Annotated in this window: 24 protein-coding genes and 1 tRNA gene; 16 read left to right on the top strand and 9 right to left on the bottom strand. The window is 31.4% G+C overall.

Translation table 11 applies throughout. The features are described from left to right. Nucleotides 1-18: 18 nt before the first annotated feature. From IEW40_RS03715 to IEW40_RS03690, 6 genes are all read left to right on the top strand, one after another. Complete coding sequence (locus IEW40_RS03715; RefSeq protein ID WP_188616730.1) at nucleotides 19-1779, top strand: TonB-dependent receptor; 1761 nt, start codon at nucleotides 19-21, stop codon at nucleotides 1777-1779. 74 nt (nucleotides 1780-1853) lie between these two features. Continuing rightward, nucleotides 1854-1925 (top strand) — tRNA-Arg (locus IEW40_RS03710). 174 nt (nucleotides 1926-2099) lie between these two features. Continuing rightward, complete coding sequence (locus IEW40_RS03705; protein WP_188616729.1) at nucleotides 2100-3548, top strand: circularly permuted type 2 ATP-grasp protein; 1449 nt, start codon at nucleotides 2100-2102, stop codon at nucleotides 3546-3548. 110 nt (nucleotides 3549-3658) lie between these two features. Next, nucleotides 3659-4597 (top strand): alpha-E domain-containing protein, encoded by a 939-nt coding sequence (locus IEW40_RS03700; protein WP_188616728.1) that lies wholly within the window; start codon nucleotides 3659-3661, stop codon nucleotides 4595-4597. A 3-nt stretch (nucleotides 4598-4600) separates the two neighbouring features. Further along, complete coding sequence (locus tag IEW40_RS03695) at nucleotides 4601-5596, top strand: transglutaminase family protein (protein WP_188616727.1); 996 nt, start codon at nucleotides 4601-4603, stop codon at nucleotides 5594-5596. A 105-nt stretch (nucleotides 5597-5701) separates the two neighbouring features. Beyond that, the gene (locus tag IEW40_RS03690; protein ID WP_188616726.1) at nucleotides 5702-5938 is read left to right on the top strand and encodes an HP1242/YdcH family protein; all 237 of its coding nucleotides are present in this window, start codon (nucleotides 5702-5704) and stop codon (nucleotides 5936-5938) included. A 46-nt stretch (nucleotides 5939-5984) separates the two neighbouring features. Here IEW40_RS03690 and mscL read toward each other — a convergent pair whose 3' ends face one another. Next, complete coding sequence (gene mscL, locus IEW40_RS03685) at nucleotides 5985-6365, bottom strand: large conductance mechanosensitive channel protein MscL (RefSeq protein ID WP_188616725.1); 381 nt, start codon at nucleotides 6363-6365, stop codon at nucleotides 5985-5987. Between the two features lie 140 nt (nucleotides 6366-6505). On the opposite strand from mscL, the gene IEW40_RS03680 reads away from it, so the two are divergent. Beyond that, nucleotides 6506-8002 (top strand): NAD(P)H-hydrate dehydratase, encoded by a 1497-nt coding sequence (locus IEW40_RS03680; protein WP_188616724.1) that lies wholly within the window; start codon nucleotides 6506-6508, stop codon nucleotides 8000-8002. A gap of 31 nt (nucleotides 8003-8033) precedes the next feature. On the opposite strand, the gene lgt is transcribed toward IEW40_RS03680, so the two are convergent. Together lgt and yidD are read right to left on the bottom strand one after the other, a co-directional pair. Beyond that, on the bottom strand, nucleotides 8034-8894 hold the full coding sequence (lgt, locus tag IEW40_RS03675) for a prolipoprotein diacylglyceryl transferase (protein WP_188616723.1): 861 nt from the start codon (nucleotides 8892-8894) through the stop codon (nucleotides 8034-8036). 50 nt (nucleotides 8895-8944) lie between these two features. Next, the gene (gene yidD / locus IEW40_RS03670) at nucleotides 8945-9178 is read right to left on the bottom strand and encodes a membrane protein insertion efficiency factor YidD (RefSeq protein WP_188616722.1); all 234 of its coding nucleotides are present in this window, start codon (nucleotides 9176-9178) and stop codon (nucleotides 8945-8947) included. Nucleotides 9179-9240: 62 nt separating this feature from the next. On the opposite strand from yidD, the gene IEW40_RS03665 reads away from it, so the two are divergent. Continuing rightward, nucleotides 9241-9645: a hypothetical protein gene (locus IEW40_RS03665; protein WP_188616721.1), complete on the top strand. Its 405-nt coding sequence runs from the start codon at nucleotides 9241-9243 to the stop codon at nucleotides 9643-9645. A gap of 13 nt (nucleotides 9646-9658) precedes the next feature. Further along, nucleotides 9659-10939 (top strand): replication-associated recombination protein A, encoded by a 1281-nt coding sequence (locus tag IEW40_RS03660; RefSeq protein WP_188616798.1) that lies wholly within the window; start codon nucleotides 9659-9661, stop codon nucleotides 10937-10939. Nucleotides 10940-10947: 8 nt separating this feature from the next. On the opposite strand, the gene IEW40_RS03655 is transcribed toward IEW40_RS03660, so the two are convergent. Further along, complete coding sequence (locus IEW40_RS03655; protein ID WP_188616720.1) at nucleotides 10948-11169, bottom strand: hypothetical protein; 222 nt, start codon at nucleotides 11167-11169, stop codon at nucleotides 10948-10950. A 191-nt stretch (nucleotides 11170-11360) separates the two neighbouring features. Further along, complete coding sequence (locus tag IEW40_RS03650; protein ID WP_188616719.1) at nucleotides 11361-11948, bottom strand: hypothetical protein; 588 nt, start codon at nucleotides 11946-11948, stop codon at nucleotides 11361-11363. Nucleotides 11949-12026: 78 nt separating this feature from the next. Here IEW40_RS03650 and IEW40_RS03645 point away from each other — a divergent pair, with 78 nt between their 5' ends. From IEW40_RS03645 to IEW40_RS03625, 5 genes are all read left to right on the top strand, one after another. Then, nucleotides 12027-12392, top strand: coding sequence for a hypothetical protein (locus IEW40_RS03645; RefSeq protein ID WP_188616718.1), 366 nt, complete (start codon nucleotides 12027-12029; stop codon nucleotides 12390-12392). A gap of 176 nt (nucleotides 12393-12568) precedes the next feature. Then, complete coding sequence (locus tag IEW40_RS03640) at nucleotides 12569-12811, top strand: YHS domain-containing protein (protein ID WP_188616717.1); 243 nt, start codon at nucleotides 12569-12571, stop codon at nucleotides 12809-12811. Between the two features lie 8 nt (nucleotides 12812-12819). Continuing rightward, complete coding sequence (locus tag IEW40_RS03635; protein ID WP_229663361.1) at nucleotides 12820-13110, top strand: YHS domain-containing protein; 291 nt, start codon at nucleotides 12820-12822, stop codon at nucleotides 13108-13110. A gap of 1 nt (nucleotide 13111) precedes the next feature. Beyond that, nucleotides 13112-13804, top strand: coding sequence for an SCO family protein (locus IEW40_RS03630; protein ID WP_229663360.1), 693 nt, complete (start codon nucleotides 13112-13114; stop codon nucleotides 13802-13804). Nucleotides 13805-13897: 93 nt separating this feature from the next. Continuing rightward, nucleotides 13898-16666, top strand: coding sequence for an alpha-amylase family glycosyl hydrolase (locus IEW40_RS03625; protein ID WP_188616716.1), 2769 nt, complete (start codon nucleotides 13898-13900; stop codon nucleotides 16664-16666). Nucleotides 16667-16746: 80 nt separating this feature from the next. Here the strand turns inward: IEW40_RS03625 and IEW40_RS03620 are convergent, their stop codons facing one another. From IEW40_RS03620 to pheA, 4 genes are all read right to left on the bottom strand, one after another. Continuing rightward, the gene (locus IEW40_RS03620; protein ID WP_188616715.1) at nucleotides 16747-17196 is read right to left on the bottom strand and encodes an Hsp20/alpha crystallin family protein; all 450 of its coding nucleotides are present in this window, start codon (nucleotides 17194-17196) and stop codon (nucleotides 16747-16749) included. 175 nt (nucleotides 17197-17371) lie between these two features. Further along, on the bottom strand, nucleotides 17372-18598 hold the full coding sequence (locus IEW40_RS03615; RefSeq protein WP_188616714.1) for an MFS transporter: 1227 nt from the start codon (nucleotides 18596-18598) through the stop codon (nucleotides 17372-17374). A 25-nt stretch (nucleotides 18599-18623) separates the two neighbouring features. Next, complete coding sequence (locus IEW40_RS03610) at nucleotides 18624-20828, bottom strand: DUF2339 domain-containing protein (RefSeq protein ID WP_188616713.1); 2205 nt, start codon at nucleotides 20826-20828, stop codon at nucleotides 18624-18626. A gap of 21 nt (nucleotides 20829-20849) precedes the next feature. Continuing rightward, complete coding sequence (gene pheA, locus IEW40_RS03605; RefSeq protein WP_188616712.1) at nucleotides 20850-21689, bottom strand: prephenate dehydratase; 840 nt, start codon at nucleotides 21687-21689, stop codon at nucleotides 20850-20852. A 284-nt stretch (nucleotides 21690-21973) separates the two neighbouring features. On the opposite strand from pheA, the gene IEW40_RS03600 reads away from it, so the two are divergent. Together IEW40_RS03600 and IEW40_RS03595 are read left to right on the top strand one after the other, a co-directional pair. Beyond that, complete coding sequence (locus tag IEW40_RS03600) at nucleotides 21974-22981, top strand: isoaspartyl peptidase/L-asparaginase family protein (protein ID WP_188616711.1); 1008 nt, start codon at nucleotides 21974-21976, stop codon at nucleotides 22979-22981. Next, complete coding sequence (locus IEW40_RS03595; RefSeq protein ID WP_188616710.1) at nucleotides 22981-23808, top strand: cyanophycinase; 828 nt, start codon at nucleotides 22981-22983, stop codon at nucleotides 23806-23808. The genes IEW40_RS03600 and IEW40_RS03595 overlap by 1 nt, the downstream gene beginning before the upstream one ends. Nucleotides 23809-23825 lie beyond the last annotated feature (17 nt).

Here is a 23825-nt window from a genome sequence, read left to right as displayed (position 1 = left end):
TAATTTAACTTTTAAAAAATGAACAAAAACATAAAAATATTATCTTTCGTTTTAGTAGGAATTTCGCAGTTTTCTTTGGCTCAAATCAAAGAAGAAAGACTGATTCTCGATAGAAAACGCGAACCTGAAGTGAAGAAAATCGAAAAGAAAAAAACTTCGGTAGAAACAGAGAAAAATTATCCTCCGAAAGAAAAAGAGCAAGAACCTGTGGATTACAAAATTACCAATGTTCCTGCGGTTTCAGATTTCAAAACTTCTACTATTGAAGGTGAAGATATTTCTCCGAAATTCAATAATGATAGTCAGCGAAACTATTTTCAGGTTGGTTATGGCAACTATTCTAAATTTTTGGCAGACGGAAATATCTCTTACGAAATTAATAAAGACACAGAGGTTGGCGTAGATCTTCACGGACTTTCTACCAATGGTTTGAAAAAGGAATTTCCTTGGAGTTCCAAGCAAAGTGATTTCAATGTGGCTGCGTTTATCAATTCTACTACAGAAACAGGTAAATTCAATATTACGGCAGATTTTGGTAATCATAATTACAATTATTACGGAATTTATGCACTTCAACCAGCTGCTGATATTGATTTGAAACAAAGTTACAATGAATTGAAAATCAATGGATATTATGATTTTTTTAAAAATAATTGGATTAATGATGTTCGATTTAAATCTTCGTTATTGACGGATCATTTCGATGCCAAGGAAAATTCTGGGGAAGCTCAAATTAATTTTTCTAAATACGATTTACCGTTTTTAGCAGAAGAAAATACCAAAATCAATGCAGATTTAGGCGTGAAACTTTCTACCCAAAAATCAACTTTTGAATTACTGAATCAAAACCAATCGCAATATTTAGTTACGAGTTTGAAGCCTAAAATTTCTTTCTACAAAGGCAATTCATATTTGGCAATTGGTTCAGATTTTTCTTTTGTGAATTCTAAAATTTCGGATAAAAATACAGCGGAAACTAAAACCAACAATTTCCGATGGTTTCCTTATGCAGAAGTGCTTTACGAAGCTACAGAACAATATAAATTCTACGCAGGAATTGATGGCGGAGTTCAGTTGAATTCTTATTCTAATTTGCTCCAACAAAATTCATTTCTTGTTTCGGATTTGGTTTTGAAACCTACAGAAACCAAATATCATTTTTATTTTGGTTTGAAAGGAGACATTGATCAGGATTTGAAATATGATGTGAATGCAGGTTTTAGTCAATTGAAAAATGCACAGTTTTTCAAAGCCAACAATTTGTTTGATTTCAACAATACGCTTAATCGTTCTGCTTATAATTTTGCGAATAATTTTTCTGCAATTTATGATGACGGAACTTTGAGTGAAGTGAAAGGAAGTGTGCAATATTTTCCTTTGCAGAATTTGGTTTTAGATACGGAACTTCATTTTATGAAATTTAATTTGAAAAATCTAAACGAAGTGTATTACAAACCAGTTTTGCAATCTACTTTTGGCGCTAAATATTCTTTGTTAGACAGAAAGCTAAATCTTGGTTTCAAAGGAATTTTTGTAACGGAAAGAACCACTAATTCTTATAGTGTAGTAACTACTTTTCCATATTTTTCGATGCAGGAAAATGTTAAAAAATCTTTACCATCTTACTTGGATTTAAATCTAAATGCTGATTATAAAATCAATAAAAACTTTACGGTTTTTGTGATGGGAAATAATCTTTTGAACAAAAAATACGAACATTATTTAGGTTATAAAGTTCTAGGAGCGCAAGTTTTAGGCGGTATTAGAATTGCTTTTTAATGAAGAAGAACTTATTTTTGCATTCTCAAAATTAAAGAATTTAAAATCGTAAATCATAAATCGTAAATAAAATAGGCTGCATAGTTTAATGGATAGAACTTCGGATTTCGGCTCCGACAGTGAGGGTTCGAATCCTTCTGCGGTCACATAAAACTTCCTTTTTGGAAGTTTTTTTGTTTTTAAGAGCGTTTTTTTAGGGATGTAATTAATAAATTTCAAAAAAAATATAAATTAATCGCTTTAAAATAAGGGTTATTTGATAAATTTTATTAATTTTATCAATAATTACCCTATTTTAAATAGGGTTAAATCACAAATGTATGATTTTTGAAGATTTTAAAACTGATTATAATGGGTCAGACAAGGTTTGGGACGAGATGTTTTCTCGTGATGGTGTAAGAGAGCATTATGAACTTTTTCTTAATGGTTTAAAACAAATGGGCAAAGAAGAATTGGCCAATAGAAATGAGTTGGCTAAAAAACTTTTTATGACTCAGGGAATTACTTTTACCGTTTATGATAACGGAGAAGGTATCGAAAAGATTTTTCCTTTTGATGTAATTCCGAGAATTATTGAGCAAAAAGAATGGCGAACTATAGAAGAAGGAATTAAGCAGAGACTTAAAGCATTAAATATTTTTTTGAAAGATGTTTATCACGGGCAATTCATCATAAAAGATGGCATTATTCCTGCGGAATTGGTGTATTCTTGTCCGTATTTTCTCAAGCAAATGGTAGGTGTTGATGTTCCTTATAATGTTTATACGCATATTGCTGGTGTAGATTTAATTAGATCTAATGACGGACAATATTATGTTTTGGAAGATAACCTCAGAACACCTTCAGGAGTTTCTTATATGCTCGAAAATAGAAATATTAGCAATAGAATTTTCCCTAATGCATTGAGAAATAATAAGGTACAACCTGTAAGAAATTACCCTGATTTATTGCTTAAAAATTTGCTAGAACTTTCTAATTTACAAACAAGTAAGCCAGAAGTGGTTTTGTTAACCCCAGGAATTTATAATTCTGCTTATTTTGAGCATTCTACTCTTGCTAAATTAATGGGAATAGAATTGGTGGAAGGTAGAGATTTAGTGGTAGATAATCTTAAAGTTTACAAAAAAACAACCAGAGGTTTGGTGCAGGTAGATGTTATTTACAGAAGAGTAGATGATGAATTTTTAGATCCTTTGGTTTTCCGTCCAGACAGTCAGTTAGGGGTTGCAGGTTTGTATTGGGCTTACAGAGCAGGAAATGTGAATATTGTAAATGCCATTGGTAATGGAGTTTCAGATGATAAAGCAATCTACGCCTATGTTCCAGATATGATTAGATATTACCTTAACGAAACGCCGATTCTTAATAATGTACCAACTTACCATATGGAAAACGAAGATTATAGAGAAATGGTTTTCGGGAAAATGAATGATATGGTGATAAAGCGTACCAACGGAAGTGGTGGTTACGGAATGTTGATAGGAAACAGCGCAACAGACGAACAAATCAATGATTTCAAAAAAGCAATTACCGAAAATCCTAGAGATTTTATTGCTCAACCTATTATCAATTTATCATCATCTCCTTGTTTTATTAATAATGAACTTTCGCCAAGAAGAGTAGATCTAAGGCCTTTTGCTTTGTACGGACCTAGAGGAATTGATATCGTTCCTGGAGGTTTAACCAGAGTTGCACTAAAAGAAGGTTCTTTGGTGGTGAATTCTTCTCAAGGTGGCGGCAGTAAAGATACTTGGGTTTTAAGCGAATAAATTAAATTACAAAGTACGAAGTAAAAAGTACAAAATGCAAAACGCCCAATACTAAATACCAAGTACCAAGTACCAAATACCAAATTACTAACTACATTTAAACTAAAAATATGCTGAGTAGAGTAGCGGATTCAATTTTTTGGATGTCCAGATATATGGAACGTACAAAATCTGAAATAAAATTATTACAAACCAATTACGTAGCACTTCAAGATAATGCCATAAAAGACAACTGGAAATTTATAGTAGAACAATATGGAAGCAAAGATGTTTTAAAAAATGATGATATAAATGATTGGGCTTATTCTGATGCTTTAATTTATCTCATTACTGATAAAGACAATCCTTCTTCTATTATCAATAATATTTTCTACGCTAGAGAAAATGCAAGAGCTTCGCAAGATCATATTACTAAAGAAATGTGGCAAACTTTGAATAATTTTTACCATTTCGTGAGGAATGATAAAATCAAAAAGCAGCTAAAATATCAAGATTCAGTAGATGTGATGGATTCTATATTGCAACAATCTGTATTGTATGTTGGGATGATAAATACAACGATGGATAGAGGTGTAGGTTATTCTTTTATGAGTATTGGCAGGCATATAGAACAAGCTTTGCAAACGCTAAAGATTTTGTCATTAAAAATCAAAGAAATAGATTATAAAATTACCAATGAACAAGAGGTCACTTCTTTCAGGTATCTTCTTTATTCCTTATCAGGATATGAATTGTACAATAAAACGTACAGAGGCGAACTTACGGTTCAGAACATTATAAATTACGTTCTTTTTAATCCAATTTTCACCAATTCTGTCTATTATGCACTCAATAGAATTAAAACAAGATTAGAAAAGATTAGAGAAGATTCTACGGTGGAAGCTTTTAATACCGTTCAGTTCGAAGTTGGGAAGATTCTCAGTAAATTTCAATATTCTAAACCAGATATGGAAGACGGCAAAAAACTGCTTCTTTATCTAGAAGACATCGAAGAAGACATCAGTTATTTATCCAATTTATTTTCTAAATTTTATTTCGGTTATTTATAAATTATGGCAAAGTATAAAATTAAACATATCACGCATTATTTTTACAATTCTCCTGTTTATGAGTCTATTAATCAAATAATGCTATATCCTATCCAAGATTTGCATCAGACATTGCATTTTCAATCGATTAGAATTACAGATTCTCCGAGTATTGAGGTTTTTAAAGATCATTATTTCAATCAATTAGGGGTTTTTAATATTCTTAAACCTCATTCAGAATTAAGCATTCAGTCTAATATTGTGGTAGAGGTAATTCCGATAGAAGAACCTGTTTTAGAAATTTCTCCATCAGAACAATGGAAAGAAATAGAAAACTTAAAAAACGATTTTACTTTGAAAGATTTCCTAGAAATAGAAGATTTTGATTATAAAAAAGAAATTACAGAAGTGGTGAACTCTCTGGTTGATAAAGGAAAACCCGTTTTTGAGAATGCTTTTAATATTTCAAAATATATTTTTGAAAATTTCACCTACAAACAAGGCGTTACTACTATTGAAACAAATATTGACGAAATTTGGAGTTTAAAAGCTGGTGTTTGTCAAGATTTTGCACATTTATTATTAGAAATGTTGCAAATTGTAGGGCTGCCTTCAAGATATGTAAGTGGTTACATTTGTCCTAAAAATCACGATTTAAGAGGTGAAGGCGCTACTCACGCTTGGGTAGAAGTTTTTTTACCAACTTACGGTTGGATTGGGATAGATCCTACCAACAATTGTTTGGTTTCTGATAGGCACGTAAGATTGGCGGTTGGTAAAGATTTTCACGATTGCACGCCAGTTAAAGGAATTTACAAAGGAAATTTAGAGCATAGATTAGAAGTTACGGTGGTTGTGGAAAATACAGATAGTCATATTTCTGCAATTTACAATGATTTTTTCAGTGATAGAGTAGAAAAACCGTCTTTTGTAAGCATAAACGAAATTCCGGAAACGGTAGAAAATAACAATTCTTACTGGCGACATATGCAAATGCAACAGCAACAACAACAACAGTAGATTTAATGATAAAATATAGTGACAATTTTCATAAAAGATAATTGAGTAATATTTCCTAACTTTAGTGTACTAAAAAGAGTTTAATTCACTTAAAACTTAAAAGTTATGGAACACCACACGATTACCCACGAATTTCCTGAATTTACAGACAAAATCTCAGAGTTGAAAATTTCAGATCAAAAATTCCTAAAACTTTATGTAAATTATGAAGAGGTAAATGCCTTGATAGAGCATTACGAAGACGGTGAACAAAATCACACCACAGACGAACATCTTACAGATCTTAGGAAAAAAAGAGTTCACCTAAAAGATGAAATCTATAATTATCTCCGCAGTATTTAAAAGTATATAAAAGTAAAAGCTCCGATTTTTCGGAGCTTCTTGCTTGTTATTTATTTTTGAGTAAATCTCTAATTTCTGCTAATAGTTCTTCTTGAGTTGGCCCGGTAGGTGCAGCAGGTGCAGGTTCATCTTTTTTCTTTAAACTATTGATTCCTTTTACCAACAAGAAAATTACAAATGAAATGATTAGAAAGCTAAGTACAGCTGCTAAAAAATTTCCATACAAAATTCCTCCATCTGTTTTTAATTCTTGAATTTTTTCTAAGTTTGCAGCCTTTAGAGCTGGTTTTAATAAGGCTGGAGTAATTACGTCATCTACCAATGAACTTACAATTTTACCAAATGCAGCACCAATGATTACTCCCACTGCTAAATCCATTGCATTTCCTTTTGCAATAAATTCTTTAAATTCTTTTACAAGTCCCATATTTCAAGTGTGTTATTTTAACAAAAGTATAAAAAAATAATTAATTGCATTATTTTCGTTTACTTTTTTTGTTAAAAATTAAATTTTTATTGAAGTTTATATTTTTCCAAATGTGTAAATTTGTATAAGTATATTTCACAATGAAAATTTTTACTGCTTCTCAGATTCGTGCTTGCGATGATTTTACCATTCAAAATGAACCAGTTTCTTCTCTTCTTTTGATGGAAAGAGCTGCTCAAAAATGCACAGATTTTCTTTTTCAAATTCTAGATATTGAACAAAAAATTCATATTTTTTGCGGAAATGGTAATAATGGCGGAGACGGTTTTGCTATCGCCAGAATGTTATATTATTTGAGTTTTGATGTTGTGGTTTACATTAATAAGTCTCAAGAGCATTTTTCTAAAGATGCTCAGGTTAATTTTAATCTATTAAAAGAACTTTCAGGAATTGAAATCAAAGATTTTTCAGAATTTTATTTAACTGAAATTATTGAAAATGAGGTAATTATTGATGCGGTTTTTGGAAGTGGACTCAATAGAAAATTGGATGGAGAATTGGCTAAAACCATCGAAAAAATGAATTTCGCAAAAGGAACTAAAATTTCTATAGATATTCCTTCGGGCTTATTTTGTGATGAAATAATTGAGGCAGATGCAGTGGTTTTTAAAGCAGATTATACGTTAAGTTTTCAGTTTTATAAGAAAGCATTTTTACATCCCGAAACTGGAAAATATTGCGGAAAAATTGAAATTTTAAATATAGGTTTACATCAAAAATATATTAACGTAACAGAAACAAGCAATTTCACTATTGATGGTGATTTAATTAGAGAAATTTATCTGCCCAGAAACGAGTTTTCTCATAAAGGAAATTTTGGCAAAACGTGTATCATTGCAGGTAGTTTCGGGAAAATAGGAGCAGCGGTTTTGGCTACAAAATCGGCTTTGAGAACAGGGAGTGGTCTAACTTATATTCTCGCTCCGAAATGTGGTTATGAAATCCTACAAACATCTTGTCCGGAAGCAATGTTTTTATACGGAGGTAAAGATTTTATTCAAAATTTTGAAGTAGAAAATGATTTTATTTGTGGAATTGGTCCCGGATTGGGAACAGACCCCGAAATGGAAGAGAAATTTTTAGAATTTTTAAATAATTATTCTCTTCCATTGGTTTTAGATGCAGATGCCCTCAATATTTTAGCTAAAAACTCAGAAAATCTGAATTTAATTCCGAGAAATTCTATCATTACGCCTCATCCTAAAGAATTTGCTCGACTTTTTGGCGAAACCAAAAACTCTTTTGAAAGATTAAATTTAGCGAAGCTAAAAGCTAAGGAATTACAGATTTTTATTGTTTTAAAAGACCATCATACACAGATTGTAACTCCAGAAGGCGAGGTTTTTTATAATGTTACGGGCAATTCTGGTTTGGCAAAAGGCGGAAGCGGAGATGTTCTTTTGGGAATGATTGCTTCTCTTTTGGCTCAAAATTATTCGCCTAAAAACGCTTGTGTTTTCGGAGTATGGCTTCACGGAAAAGCAGCTGATTTTGCTGCTGAAAAATTCTCAAAAGAAGCGATGCAACCAAGTGATGTAATTGATAATCTTGGTGAAGTTTTTAAAAAATTGTACTAAAAAAGGAAACCACTTTCGGTTTCCTTCGTTTTTATGCTTCTACTTTGTCTTCGTACTTCATTTTAGAGGAATAAATCATACAAATAATTCCTATAATAATTAAAGGTATAGAGAGTACTTGACCCGTATTTAGAATTCCCCAAGTAATTTTTTCGTCGCCTTGTGGTTCTTTTAAAAATTCTACTAAAAATCTAATCGTCCACAAAACGGCAAAGAAAAATCCGAAAAGCCAACCTTGACTGTATTTTTTCTTGGTGTACAAATAAATTCCCCACATTACAAAAAATAAAGCCAAATAAGAAAACGCTTCGAATAATTGAGTTGGGTATCTAGGAACTATTGGTCCGTAACTATTATCTTGAGGAAATTGAACTGCAAAAGCAAAATCTGGAGCTGGTTTTCCTACAATTTCAGAATTGAAGAAATTGCCAATTCTAATGAAAAATCCTGCCAATGCAACGGTAATTGCCAATCTATCAAGCAACCAAAACGGATTTTTTTTCAAAACTTTTATGGCTAAAAATATAGTAGAACATACCAAAACAATGGCTGCACCGTGACTTGCTAATCCCGAAAATCCAGTGAATTTGAATTCTGGAACAGTCTGTATTGGTAAGAAAACACTTAAGAAATCTTGTTTGAAAAGCTCTGGTTGATAAAAAATAACGTGTCCTAATCTAGCACCCAAAATCGTTCCTACTAAAGTCCAAGTGAAGATAGAATCTAAACTTTTCTCGCTTTCGTGGTCTATTTTAAACATTTTTACAAATAAATAATAACCAATTCCAAATGCTAAAACAAACATTAAACTGTAATAATGCAATGTAAAAGAACCTATTTCTATTCCTTTAGAAGGATCCCAAGTGTAGTAGAGTAGCGTAGCTAAATTCATATTTTTATTGATTTAGTTTTTATTGTTTAAAAATGTTACAATTTTTATTTCTATTTTTTCGGTGGAACAGGGTCGTAACCACTTCCGCCCCAAGGATGACAACTCATAATTCTTTTAATTCCTAAAAATCCGCCTTTGAAAAGTCCGTGAACTTTAAGTGCTTCTAAAGTGTAATGCGAACAAGTTGGCTCATACCTACAGTTTTTTCCTAACCAAGGCGAAATGGCATATTGATAAAATTTGATTAAAATTACCAATGGAAATATGAGAATTTTGTTGAGCATTTCCTTGCAAAAATAGGATAATAATTGATAAATTTGAAATTTAAGAATTCAAAATATTTTCCATGACAGTTAATTATAGCAAGAAGAGACTTTTTTTCAATTTATTTTTAGGAATTCTCTGGCTTTTTATTGGTGCAAGTTATTTATTAGGTGAAGAAAAATTACTGTGGCATCATTATGGATTTTTGATTGTTGGATTACTTTATTTGTGGATTTTTTTATTAGAGTTTTTCAAAAAATATTTTAAAATTACATCTCAAGAAATAGTTTTGTTTGGACTAAAAAATAGAAAAATAGATTTTAAAGATTTGTTGGAAATCAAATATTTTGCTGGGGATTATGTGTTTAAAGATAAAAATAAAAGTATTACCATTGTCAAGTCGCAAATAGATAAAAATCAATTAGAAGATTTTGAAAAAATATGGAATGAAGTAAAATCTACTTTTGAAATTTCTTCTCAACCTTAATCTTAACTCAAGCTTGAAAAACAATATTCCTTTAGCCGAAAAATTAAGACCAAAAACTCTAGACGATGTTTTAGGTCAAGAGCATCTTACTGGTGAAAACGGAACCATCCGAAAAATGCTAGAAAATGACACGCTCAATTCTCTTATTTTTTGGGGACCTCCAGGAACGGGAAAAACCACTTTGGCAGAAATAATTTCGGAAAAATCTGGCAGGAAATTCTACAAACTTTCGGCGGTTTCTAGCGGTGTAAAAGACGTGAGAGATGTAATAGAAGAAGCCAAAAAACAAAACCTTTTTTCAGGAAAATCTCCTATTTTATTCATTGATGAAATTCACCGTTTTAATAAATCTCAACAAGATTCTCTGCTTCATGCGGTAGAAAAAGGGTGGATTGTATTAATCGGCGCGACGACGGAAAACCCAAGTTTCGAAGTGGTTTCTGCGCTTTTGTCTAGAAGTCAAGTTTATGTTTTAAAATCGTTAAGTTTTGAAAAACTAGAAGAATTGGCAGAAATTTCTCTGCAAAAATTCAATGAAGAAGAAGGAACTCAATTCAAAATTAAAGAAAAGGAAGCTTTCATTCAATATTCTGGAGGTGATGCTAGAAAACTGATTAATTCTATAGAATTGGTGCTTAATCAATTCAAAAATATAAAAGAAAAAGAAATTACCAACGAAGATGTACTCTCTGTTTTGCAAGAAACGATGGCACTTTACGACAAAAACGGAGAACAACATTACGATATTATTTCGGCGTTCATCAAATCAATGAGAGGTTCTGATCCGAATGGTGCAGTTTATTGGCTCGCAAGAATGATTGCTGGTGGTGAAGATGTGAAATTTATCGCAAGAAGAATGCTCATTTTAGCTTCGGAAGATATTGGTTTGGCCAATCCGAATGCTTTAACAATTGCTAATAATTGTTTTCAAGCGGTGAATGTTATCGGAAATCCAGAATCTAGGATTATTTTGAGTGAAACTGCGGTTTATTTGGCTTGTTCACCAAAATCTAATTCTACGTACAAAGCAATTGATGCAGCTTTAGCCTTGGTAAAACAGACAGGTAATTTGCCAGTTCCGTTGCATCTTAGAAACGCTCCGACTAAATTAATGAAGAATTTAGATTACGGAAAAGACTATCAATACGCCCATTCTTACGAAGGAAATTTTGTAAATCAAGAGTTTTTGCCCGAAGAAATTTCAGGTACTCAATTTTATGAACCTGGCGAAAATGCCATCGAAAAGAAAATTCGTGAAGAAATGGAGAAAAAATGGAAGGGAAGGTATTTTTAGGTTGGATGCTACTTTTTTTTATTTCTGAAAATTAAAATTAAAGGAAGTGCAATAATTAATACTGGAGCTAAAAAAACAAATAGAAATTTTTCTAAAAAACTACTTATTGTTACATCTAAAAAATCTTTTAAAATTTGTTTTGGTTCTTTAAAAAATGTGTACAAAGCAAGAGAAACTAAAAAGTAGAATATTCCTCCAATAATAATTTGATATAAAATTTTGTTTTCCATTTTTATTAAAAATATTTTTTATCTCCTAATTGCACCAATCTAATTTTTCTGTACTTAAAAATTCTCGATTTTTCTCTTTCTGCATCTCCTTTTGGTGAAAAATCTTTTGGAATAGATTTATTTTCAGAAAAAACACCAGTTGCTTCTACAATAAAAGGTAAACTTGAGCCATCCCAAAAATCTTCCGCATCTTATGTCAATTTTTTGTCATCAATTAAATAAAATTTTTCTGTCGATTTTTTGTTGTTAAAATTAGTCCATTGTGCACAAGGACAAGCAATTGCATTGAAAATAAATTGTACGGTTTCTTCTTTTTTTGAAAATTTTAAAATGTCTTTTTCGCCAAAATAATTTTTGTATTCGTTTTCTATGTTTATATTATCTATTAGTAAAGGTTTTTTGTTTATGTCAAATAAGTATAATTTTAATATTTTGTTTTCTTGATTTGCATCGATTATAAAATTTTCTTTTAAATTTTTGAATATTAAGAATTTTGAGTTAGTTGATATAACTTTCAATCCTTTGTTTTCTATATACATCTTAGCGTAACCAAACTCATCAATTTCTTTGTAGTGTTTATCAAATCCTTTATTTTGTACATTTTTTATTATTAAATTTTTTTCTGGAATTAAGAAAACAGCACACTTTTCCTTGATAAAAATAGTGTCGTTTTTGATTTTTTCTAATGTCTTTTTTTTAACTTTAGAATTAGTTTTTTCTTCTTTTTTGCAAGAAAACACACTTAAAAAAATGAGCAGAAAGAATAGAAAGTTTTTCATTGATTAAAAGCTTTCCTCAAAGTTACAAAAATCACATCAATTGTATTTTAATTTCATTAAATTTGTAATTCTTAAAAAATGAGAACAGTAATTTCCATATTTTTATTATTGGTTTTGGCGCTTAGAACGGCAATGCCCATCTTAGATTATGCTGTAAATTATGAATATATTTCTACTCAGCTTTGTGAGAATAGAGCAAGACCAGAATTGCGTTGCAATGGTAAATGCTATGTGAAAAAAGAAATTCTAAAATCTTCTGAGAATCAAAGTGCCAAAGAATCTAAAGTTCAGATTAAAAGTATAGACGTTTTTGTTGTGAACGAAATTTCAGAGTTTATAGCAGATTTTTCAGTAGAAAAAAAGACAGAAAATAATTTCCAAAATTGCTTTAATTTGAGGGGAAAACCTTTTGATGAAGGCGTTTTTCATCCGCCACTTTCTTAGTTTTATTTTCAAAATAATCACTTTTAATTTTAACCCAAAAAGAAAAACGATGAAATACAACTAAACCTTTTAAAAGTAGAAATTTTTCTTTTTTTTGCTTTTGAAATGTTTTTTCTCAATAATTTCTTTTTTGGTTTTAATTTTCAAATTTTAATTAACCCTTTAAATCAAAAAAAATGAAACATATTTTATCTGCTGCATTGGTTGCAGTATCTCTATTATCTTATTCACAAGAGGCAAAAAAAGCACCCGCTAAACTTAATGTAAAAGTAGTGAACACTGAAGACCCAATTTGCGGAATGAAAACTGCTCAATTTCTGAAAGATACCGTTACTTATAATAAGAAATTATACGGATTTTGCGGAACGCATTGCAAAGAAGCTTTCAAAAAAGAACCTAAAAAATACGTTAAAAAATAATTGAAATAATGATGAAATCAATATACTTAATCGCAGGAATTCTGGCAATTACTGTAATTTCTTGCAAAAAAGAAAATATAGAAGTGAAAAAAGTAGATCATTCTAAAATGATGAATGCTGCACACGGAGAAAAACTGAATGTAAAAGTAGTAAATGCAGAAGACCCAATTTGTGGAATGAAAACCGCAGAATATCTGAAAGACACCGCTAATTACAAAGGTAAAACCTACGGTTTTTGTAATTCTATGTGCAAAGATGAGTTTAAAAAAGACCCAGAAAAATACGCTATAAAAGAATAAAATGAGTTCTAATAAAAAAAATCCCTCCAAATTTGGGATGAACAAAATGCTGATTTATCAATTGATAGGTTTGCTGGTGATTGTTTTGGCGCTGTTTATTGGAAATTCTTATTTCAAAAAAAGCCTTCATACGGTAATGAAAGCTCCAAATTTTGTGCTAACTGACCAAAATAATAAGAAAATTTCTAACAAAGATATGCTTGGAAAAGTCTATGTGGTGGAGTTTTTCTATGCCAGATGTCCTACCATTTGCCCAGTGATGAACAGCAATCTGAAATTTGTAGATAAAGAGATAAATAGCCCAGATTTCGGAATTATTTCCATCAGCATTGATCCTACGAATGATACCCCTGAATTTCTGAAAAATCACGCCAAAAAATTAGGCGTTACCAATCCTAATTGGCATTTTTTGACAGGTGATAGAGAATACATCGGCAAGGTTGCTAATGAATTTGATATTTTCGTAGGGGATAAAGATGACCAAGCTGAAAGCCTAAACCATAGCGGAATGATTGCTTTGGTAGATAAAGAAGGTAATGTGAGATGCAGATTTGGGAAAGATGGAATGCCTATTTTATATTATTCTGGTTTGAATTATGAAGATGCGGAAGGTAAAAACCCGAAATTAGATGGAAAATTTCAACCAGATAGAAAACTACTTATTGAAGATATTAAGAAACTTTTAGAAGAATAAAAATCATAATTTTTCTTGTTTTTTTAATGACATTATTCAATTATATTTGGCGTGTTATTTTAATAAAAAATACTTGTTTTAAGTTAAATAGAAATGAAGAAAATTTTACTACTACTTAATTTTTTGTTTTTTAGTGTTTTTTACACTCAGACTGTAACTACAATTCCTGCGATTATTCCTGATGATTATACAGGGGTTATTAAAGTTATTTACAATCCTGGTTCTGGCCCAATGTCTACTGCTACTAACTGTTATGCTCATATTGGAGTGAAGACTGGTGGAGTAAGATGGCAGTGTGCACCATCTTGGAGAAGTGGTTTAGAAAAACATAAAATGGTAAAAAATGGTTCTAATTGGGAGCTAACCATTGATAATATGTATAGTTATTTCTCAGGTTGTGCTGCTCCATTTCAAGAATTAGATATGGTGTTTAATGATGGACCTGCTGGAACAAAAGAAGGAAAAACCAGCACTGGAGGAGATTTTTTCATTAATATATCTCCTGCAAGTCAGCTTAGTGTACAGTTTTCTACTACATCTTCATCTGGGATAATTAATGCTGGGTCTACTGTGAATTTAACTGCAAATACAACATCTACAGCAAATATTGTTCTGAAAAAAAATGGAGCTACAGTAAGTAGTACTTCAGGAACTAGCATCACTTTTTCTGAAACATTATCTGTAGCTGGCGATTATCTTTATACAGTAGAAGCCACAGCAAATGGAAATACTGTATCAGATACTAGAAATATTACTATTGTTTCTGCTTCTGAAGACCAAGCAAAACCCAATGGAATAAAAGAAGGAGTAACTTATAATTCATCAGATCCAACCAAGTTGCACTTATGTTTGTATGCGAAAGATAAGAATAATGTTTTGCCAGACAATGTTTTTGTTATTGGTGATTTTAATAATTGGACAGCTTCTAATGCTTATCAATTAAAGAAAGACGGGAATACAGGTTATTGGTGGATAGAGCTATCAGGAATTCAGCCTGGAGTTGAATATGCCTATCAATATGTAGTAAAAATTGGTAATAATACTATAAATATTAGTGATCCTTATGCTACTAAAGTTCTGCATCCTAATGACCAATGGGAACCCTCACAAAATTATCCAAATCTGAAGCCTTACCCAACAAAAGCAGATGGTAATTATGTTGCTGTATTTCAAACGAATAAATCTCAATATAGTTGGAGCCCTCAGACATTAGGTTTCACAAAACCTAATAAAAATAATTTAGTTATATATGAAGTTTGGGTTCATGATTTTGCCCCAAATAAGAATTTAAAATCTATTATTGAACGTTTAGACTATATTAAGAATTTAGGGGTGAATGCCATTGAACTAATGCCAATTGCAGAATTTGAAGGTAATGTAAGTTGGGGCTATAATCCTACTCATTACTTTGCATTAGACAAAGCATATGGTTCTGAAAACGACCTCAAAAAATTGGTTGATGAAGCTCATAAAAGAGGGATAGCAGTAATTATGGATATGGTTTTTAATCATGTTACTGGGTCAGCACCTCAAGCTAAACTATATTGGGGTACTAATAATACAGCTGCTAACAACCCTTGGTTTAATCAAATGGCACCTCATGGAGCAAGTGTTTTTCAAGATTGGAATCATAATTTTGGACCAACTAGAGACTTACTTAGAAGTGCTTTGAAATATTGGATTGATGAATACAAAGTAGATGGCTATCGTATGGATATTTCTCATGGATTTTGTGGAGAAAATTGTTCTAATCGTACAGATATTGTATTTGATTATTATAATAATGGAGTTAAAGCTGCTAATAATGATGCATATTTTATCTTAGAACATTGGGAAGAGGCACCAGGAGAAAGACAAAACTATATCAATTGGGGAATGCTTTGTTGGCTTAATAATACTCATAGTTATGAGCAAACAGCAATGGGATGGTTACATGACGGAGATAGCTTAGACGCTTCTAATCAAGATGGTTGGGTCACTTATTGTGAAAGCCATGACGAAGAAAGAAATATGTTTAAAGCAAAAACTTATGGTAATGGTTCTACCTTAAGGTCTACTCAGGGTTATACAAATAGAGCTCCTCTTAATACAGCTTTTAATGTTCTGCTCAATGGACCACATATGCTATGGATGTTCCAAGAATTGGCTTATGATTATAGTATTTTGAGCAATGCGAGTGGTGCTGCTGGTAATAGAACAGACCCTAAGCCCGTTCCAGAAACTTTAGGTTGGTATACTAATTCTTCTAGAATGAATTCTTATAAAAAAATTGCTCAAACCATACAACTGAGAACCAGAATTCTACCAGAGGTTTTCGAAGGTAATCCTATAAATTCTGATTTAGGAACCGGAAAAGCTGCTAGAAGTGTTATCTGGGGAGCTGATGATAAAAGAGTTTTTATAGTAGGCAATTTCAATGCGCCAACGGACGGGTCTACCTATACAGGAAATGTAAATGTGAATTTACCACTCGGTAATAATTGGTATGATTATTTTGAAGATAGCAACACCGCTTTAAATGCTGGAACAAGTATACCATTACAGCCTGGTGAACTAAAAATTTATACCGCAAAAAAACTGCCATTGCCAGTAGTTCCTGTAAGTTATGATTTTTTATCGACTTCTAATTTTTCAAAATCTATTGATGTAAAAGTTTATCCTACTTATGTTACAGATGACCTAACAATAGATACTAAAGAAACGATTAGATACATTCAGCTTATTAACATGAATGGGCTTACTTTTACGCCAAGTATTATCAATAATAAAGTTCAGTTAGGCTCAATTCCTTCAGGAATGTATATCTTACACATCATGTTGAATAATGGTAATGCTAAAGCGTTTAAAATTATCAAGAAATAAAAATAAAGTGTTTTGATGCAAAAAAAGCGAGGCAGAATCTGTCTCGCTTTTCTTTTAATATGAAATGAATATGAAAAAAATTACTTTATTTCTATGGTTTTTATAGCGTTTTCTTCTTTTACTTTTTTAGGAATTACTATTTTTAAAATTCCATCGGTGTAGCTAGCAACAATGTTTTCTGCATCTACCACTTGTGAAGGTAGAGTAAAAGATCTGCTGAAAGCATTATAATTAAATTCTCTTCTGGTGTATTTGCCATTTTGGTCTTTTTGTTCGGTTTCAGATTTTTGTTCAGAAGAGATGGTAAGAATATTTCGGTCTAAACTAATTTTGAAATCTTCTTTTTTCATTCCAGGAACTGCTAATTCTATGTCAAAATTTTGGTCTGCTTCTTTCACGTTTACAGATGGCAAGGTATTCCCGAAATCTGCGAAATTTTTGTCGTTCCAATTAAAAGCATCTTTTGCAAAGAAGTCATCGAAAAAATTAGCAAATGCTGGTACGTTTGGGTTTCTTTTAATAAGTGTCATTTTGTGATATTTTTTTTGGTTAAACATTTTATATTTTTAATGTGTTGTACCAAGAACTTCACAAAAAAAATGCCACTCAAAAAAAGCGACAAAATTTCATAACTATTTGATAGTGAGCGGTAAAAATGACTTATTTTTAAAAAAATGACTTAAAAATTCTGACAAAATTTCAGATTTATATTTCAAAATAGTCTAAATCTTTAGAAAAAGTTTCCTTTAAGGTGAAAATTGAAATCAACGCCATTGCGCATAGCAGAAACAATGTAATGTAAGCAGAAGTAATGAGATTTGTTTTTCCTGCAACAAAATTGAAAAAAAAGGTAGTAGGAATTAACAATCCACGTACAAAATTAGGTGCAGTAGTAGCTACGGTAGCTCTTATGTTTGTCCCAAATTGCTCCGCAGCAATGGTGGCAAAAGTAGCCCAATATCCTGTGCCAATTCCTATTAAAAACGCCAAAATGTTAAATTTCTGAGGCGTTATATTTTCGGAATTCAAGTAAATGGTGGCAAATGTAATGATGAGAACTTGGAAAATTAAAACTGTTTTTAATCTAGATTTTAAAATTTGTGCCAAAAGTCCTGCAATTAAATCCCCTAGAGAAATCCCGATATAACAGTATAAAATTCCTTTTCCAGCGCTCAGCGTTTCTGTGGCGTTTAATTCTTTGCCAAATTCTGGAGCTAAAGTGATGAGAATTCCCACCAAAAACCAAATAGGCGCACCTACTAAAATTACTTTTGAAAATCTTAGAAATCGTTCTTTAGTATTAAAAAGCACCACAATATCACCTCTAGGAATTTCTGAATTTTGAGAATTTTTAAACATTTTTGATTCAAAAGTTCCCATTCTGAATGCTAAAAGAACCAATCCTAAAATACCACCAATAATGTAAGCGTTTCGCCAAGTGGTAATTTCAGAAATGTAAAATGCAGCAACAGCTCCCAAAACACCTGTTGTAGCTACAATCATAGTTCCATAACCGCGTTTTTCTTTGCTCATGGTTTCAGAAATTAAGGTAATTCCTGCGCCTAATTCGCCAGCTAAACCAATTCCTGTAATCAGTCTAATCCAAGCGTACATATCGATTTGGTTTACAAATGCATTGGCAATATTAGCCAAAGAATAAATAAGAATAGACCCGAAAAGTACTTTTACACGTCCTAATTTATCGCCAATAATCCCCCAGAAAATTCCGCCAAGAAGTAAACCTGCCATTTGCATATTCAGTACATATTGCGTGTTTTTTAACATTTCGGCTTCGCCAGAAATACCTATTTCGGTAAAACTTTTTACGCGCACAATAGAGAAAATAACCAAATCATAAATGTCAACAAAATAGCCAAATGATGCCAAAATGATGATGAAAAGTACATTTTTTTTCTGCGGAGTAGAATCCATTGATGGTAGAAAATTTTTTGAAATTTTATTTTTTATTTTCGATGAAGTCTTTTAAAATTCCTTTTAGTTTTTGGTACATAAAGGAACTAGAAAGCAAGATAATTCCTAGAATGATGAAAGCAATGATTCTAGAAATGTTATCCATTTTCCAAACATCTAGTGCATAGAGTTTTACCGCCATTAATCCGATTAAACCAAACCCGAATTTTACAAAATCAGGAATTTGTTTTCTTAATCCTAAAAATAAGAAAGTGATGGCGCAAACCGTCCAAATCATAGGCAAATAAAAGTAAATATAGCGACTCTTTAAAGGTAGAATTTCATTAAATTTTGAAGCATTTGAAACAATATAAAAATGCGAAAGCTCTATAGAAATAATGTAAGTGAAGAAAATTGCCAAAACATAATAAGCAAATTTTGTAGTTAAATATTTCTTTTTCAGCGTTTTCCAAATGATATATGCAAGTGGAATAGTGTAGAGTAAATAATAGGTGTATGTTCCTGTTTTGGTGATAAAGTAGGTATTAATATCTGGTTTTGAAATCAATAAAGTAATTAAAACAGGTATGGTGAATAATAGGAGTTCTTCTTCTTTTTCTTCCAAAATAAATCTGGAGAGTAAAACAAGAATAAAAATGTAGAAAATGGTAAACAAAAGACCTGTAATGTATAGGAAATTGTCATCTGAATTTCTGTAAAGATACATCAACTCTAATAGAAAAATCACATACAAATTAGCAAGTGCTAGAAATTTGAATAAGGCTTCGAATTCAATATCTAGGCCATTTTCAGCTTTATTTTTTCTGATAAAATAGTAGTTGGTGCCAAATGTAACACTAATTAATAACCCCGTGAAAAAGATTGGGTTAAAAATGAAATTGAAGTGAGATATTTCGTTGTATTTAGTCCAAGAAGTAAGTTCTGCAATTAAAATTAAAGGAAGTAGAAATAGAAATGCTCTTTTGAAGAGATCTTGTTTCGTTTTGTACCAAATAAAAAGCAACAAAGAGCCTTCTATTGCCCAAAGTGAGGTGAAAATATGAAGATCAAATTGTAGGGCAACTGCAATCGTGATGAGGCTTAAAGTAATGCCAATGAAAATAGGATGATAAATTTTTGAGCTGTTGTTTTTTAGTTCAATAAACCAAAGGAGTGCATTAATTCCTGCAAAAATCAGTGGAAAAAGAATGATAGGTTCTAAGTTTAGTTCTCTGAAAATGTAGGTAATAGCTATTAAACTAGAAATATTTACCATCACTAAAAGTAGAATATCTAGTGCATTCCAATTTTTATTTTTAATATAATTTCTAATCGCAAAAGCATAGAAAATTACATAAAATAGAGCAACAAAATAAATCGTTTTTTGGTCTAAAGAATCAGAAATCCAAACGGTAAGATATAAATAGCTGGTAAAATAGGAAAACCAACCAATGCTTTTCCAGTTTTTGAGATAAGAAATTGCCAACATTCCTAGGTTTAACAAAGAAATGTAAATGAACAGGAAAAGGTAATTGCTGTTGCCGTTGCTTACCATAAGAGGAGATGCAAAACCACCAATTAACGCAAAGATAATCAGCACTTCGCTGTCATAAAAATAGGCAGTAATTACCGCAAGAATAGTGATGAAAACTAAAAATATAAAGGCAATATTCTGCGTAAATAGATGGTATTCTTGGAAGGCGAGTGTAACGCTGAGGTATAAAATAGCGACTCCGCCGCCCGAAATAATTGAAGAAAAAGTTTTGTAATTTTTATGAATGAAATAACCAATTCCCATAATTCCGAAACCTATAAGCATTCCTATAATAAATCTTGCGGTTTCGCCAATCCAGTTTTTATCAATAGCGTATTTTACAAAATATCCAATTCCGATAACCAAAGTCAAAATCCCAATAATGGTAAGGATGTTTTGTTTTACAAAGCTCAAAACATCATCTATCCAAGTGTTTTCTTTACTTTCGGAAGTTTGATTTTGAGGTGAATTTTGTGCAATTGGTTCTTCTGTTTTTGTATTTCTGAAAGTTAAATAAGTTTCAGGAATAGTTTTTTCTTCAGAAATTTCAGTTGGTGAAGTTATTTTATCTTCGCTAGGTGAATTTTCAGGGTTTTTACCAAGAAGATTTCTTCTTTTTAAATCCTTAATTTCGTTTTCTAGATGGTTGATTTTCCCATTAAAATGAGAATACAAAAAGAAAATGAGAATTGCTAAAATAATATTGACCAACATCATTTTTTTGTTGTTTAATTGGTTTTAACTTTCGAGTAAATATTCTTCGTAATGACCTAAAAATTTTACCCTTACATCAATTGATTCTAGTTCTTCAATGGCATTTTTATAAAGAACACTTTCCCAATTTCCATCTACATTAATAAAGAAAAAGTAATTACCAAGACCTGTTTTCAGAGTTCTGCTTTCAATTTTGGTAAGGTTCATTTTTCGCCACGCAAAAACAGAAAGTACCTGGTGTAATCCACCAGCATGGTCTTCGGGCATTGTAAGTATGAGAGAAGTTTTTTCGGCAACTTTATTTTTAGAAAGTTTTAGACTTTTATCTTTTTTAGAAATTACAATAAATTTGGTGTGATTTTGTTCAAAATCTTGGATGTTAGAATGCAGAACTTTTAAATGGTAAAATTTAGCAGCATATAAATTGGCAATTGCGGCATATTTTTTCTCTGGATTTTCTGCTACTCTTTTTGCAGCAGCAGCAGTAGAACCGAATTCTTGTTTAACGACTTCTTTATATTCTTTATCTAAAAAATGATAGCATTGAGCCAAAGCTTGAGGATGAGAATAAATCTTTTCAATTTCTGTGTTTTCGGGGTGTATCATCAGGTGATGAGTGATGGGCATTACTGCTTCTGCTTCTATTTTTATGCCGTCGAATTCGTATAAAAAGTCTAATGTAGTTGATACTGTGCCTTCAATAGAATTTTCTAACGGAACCACAGCTTTGTCTATTTCACCATTATCTACCGCCTTGAAACAGTCTAGAATAGTGGCTTTTGAGATTAATTCTTCGTTTTCAAAAGTTTGTAATGCTACAATGTGTGTGTTAGATGCTTCGCTCCCGAAATATGCTATCTTCATTATAAATATTTGTTGATTTTAATTTTAAAAAAGTAAAAATAGGAAAAAATAAAGACAAAAAATAGGATTAAAATTTAAAATTCATGAAATACTTCAGATGTTTTTATCTTTTTAGGGGGGTGTTCAGTATTTTAATTAGATAAATTATCTACTAATTAAGCTCATTGTAATTAATGATTTTTAAATTATAAAATATATTGGAAATAATATTTTATTTTGCTTGAATCGCTTTGAATGCTTGATTTTTTTATAATTTTAGCACGGATTTATAAATATTGATAAGAATGAATAAATTTTATTTATTGTGTGCAGTTTGTCTTTCTGTGTTTTTTTATTCTCAGAAAAAGTATGTAGTGGTGATACACGGAGGTGCGGGGACCATTCTAAAAAAAGAAATGTCTTCTGAATTAGAACAACAGTATAGAGAGAAATTGAGAGAGGCTTTACAAAAATCTTACGAAAAAATAAAAGAAGGCAAATCTTCTCTAGAAGCTGTAGAAACTGCAATTGTAGTAATGGAGGATAGTCCACTTTTTAATGCGGGTAAAGGAGCTGTTTTTACCAATGATGGCAAAAATGAATTAGATGCATCTATTATATACGGAAAAGATAAATCTGCAGGAGCTGTGGCTGGACTTAGTACAGTAAAAAACCCAATAAAAGCTGCCATTGCCGTGATGCAAAAATCTGAACATGTAATGATGATTGGGAAAGGAGCAGAACAATTTGCAAAAAAAGAAGGTTTAGAAATCGTAAATCCTAAATACTTTTGGACCAAACACAGATGGGATGCTTTGCAAAAAGTGAAAAAAGCTGAGCTAAAGGCTAATCAGCCCAATGCAATGAACAACTCTCATTATCCAAGTTACTACTGGGTTGATAAAAAATTTGGGACAGTTGGCTGTGTTGCCTTAGACAAAGAAGGCAATATTTCTGCTGGAACTTCTACTGGTGGAATGACCAATAAAAAATACGGAAGAGTAGGTGATGCTCCCATCATAGGTGCTGGTACCTATGCAGACAAAAATATAGGAATTTCTGGAACTGGTTGGGGAGAATTTTACATCAGAACATCTGCAGCCAGAACAGTTGCTGCTAAATATGAATATCAAAATAAAGATGTGAAAACCGCAACACAAGAAGTAATGCTAGAAATAGAAAAACTAGGAGGTGACGGCGGAATGATTGCACTTGACAAAAACGGAAATGTAGCGATGACCTTCAATACTGAAGGAATGTACAGAGGAACTGTAACTGAAGATGGTGAAATAAATATAGAAATCTACAAGTAATGGATAGACGTATATTGTTTTTATTATTTTTTATTTTCAATTTTACTTTTTCTCAAAGTCCAAAAGGAAAATTATTCATTATAGGAGGTGGCTCTAGACCAGATTTTTTGGTAGATAGAATGATTAAAGAAGCAGGATTAAAACCTAGTGAAACGGTTGCAATTTTTCCTCATGCTAGCGAAGAGCAAGATTCATCTTTTTATTATGCAAGACAGCAATTTGAGAAAAGAAATCTTAAAACTTTAGATTGTGCCTTCAAAAAAGAGGGTCGACTTTCTTCTTCTAAATTAGATTCTCTAAAAAATGCAAAATTGATTTATATAGGTGGTGGTGACCAAGTAAGATTTATGGAAATAATTAATTCTTATCCTGAAGTAAAAAATCTGTTAAAATCTGCTTATCAAGATGGTAAAATGATTGCAGGTACTAGTGCTGGTGCTGCAATAATGAGTGAAGTAATGCTCACAGGAAATCAATTAAAATATAAAAATTACGAAAACACTTTTGATAATATAGAGGCTCAAAATGTGGATACAAGTAAAGGCCTAGGTTTTATTACTACTGCAGTTATAGACCAGCATTTTGTGGTTAGAAGTAGGTACAATAGATTATTATCTATAATTATAGAAAATCCTAAATTAAAAGGAATTGGAATAGACGAAGGGACTGCTATTTTAGTAAAAAATAATGTTGCCGAGGTAGTAGGTAGAGCTCAGGTGGTTGTTTTTAAAAATCCTAAAAAATCTAAGCATTTATATAAGGACAAACTAGGAGCTAAATCTATCATTCTAGATATTTACTTAAACGGAGAAAAGTTTCAATTTTAATTTTTTTGTTAATTTAA

Source organism: Cloacibacterium rupense (assembly GCF_014645495.1).
Taxonomy (GTDB): Bacteria; Bacteroidota; Bacteroidia; order Flavobacteriales; family Weeksellaceae; genus Cloacibacterium; species Cloacibacterium rupense.
Note: the sequence above shows the minus strand (reverse complement) of the source record. Positions and strands in the feature narration are given on the sequence as shown.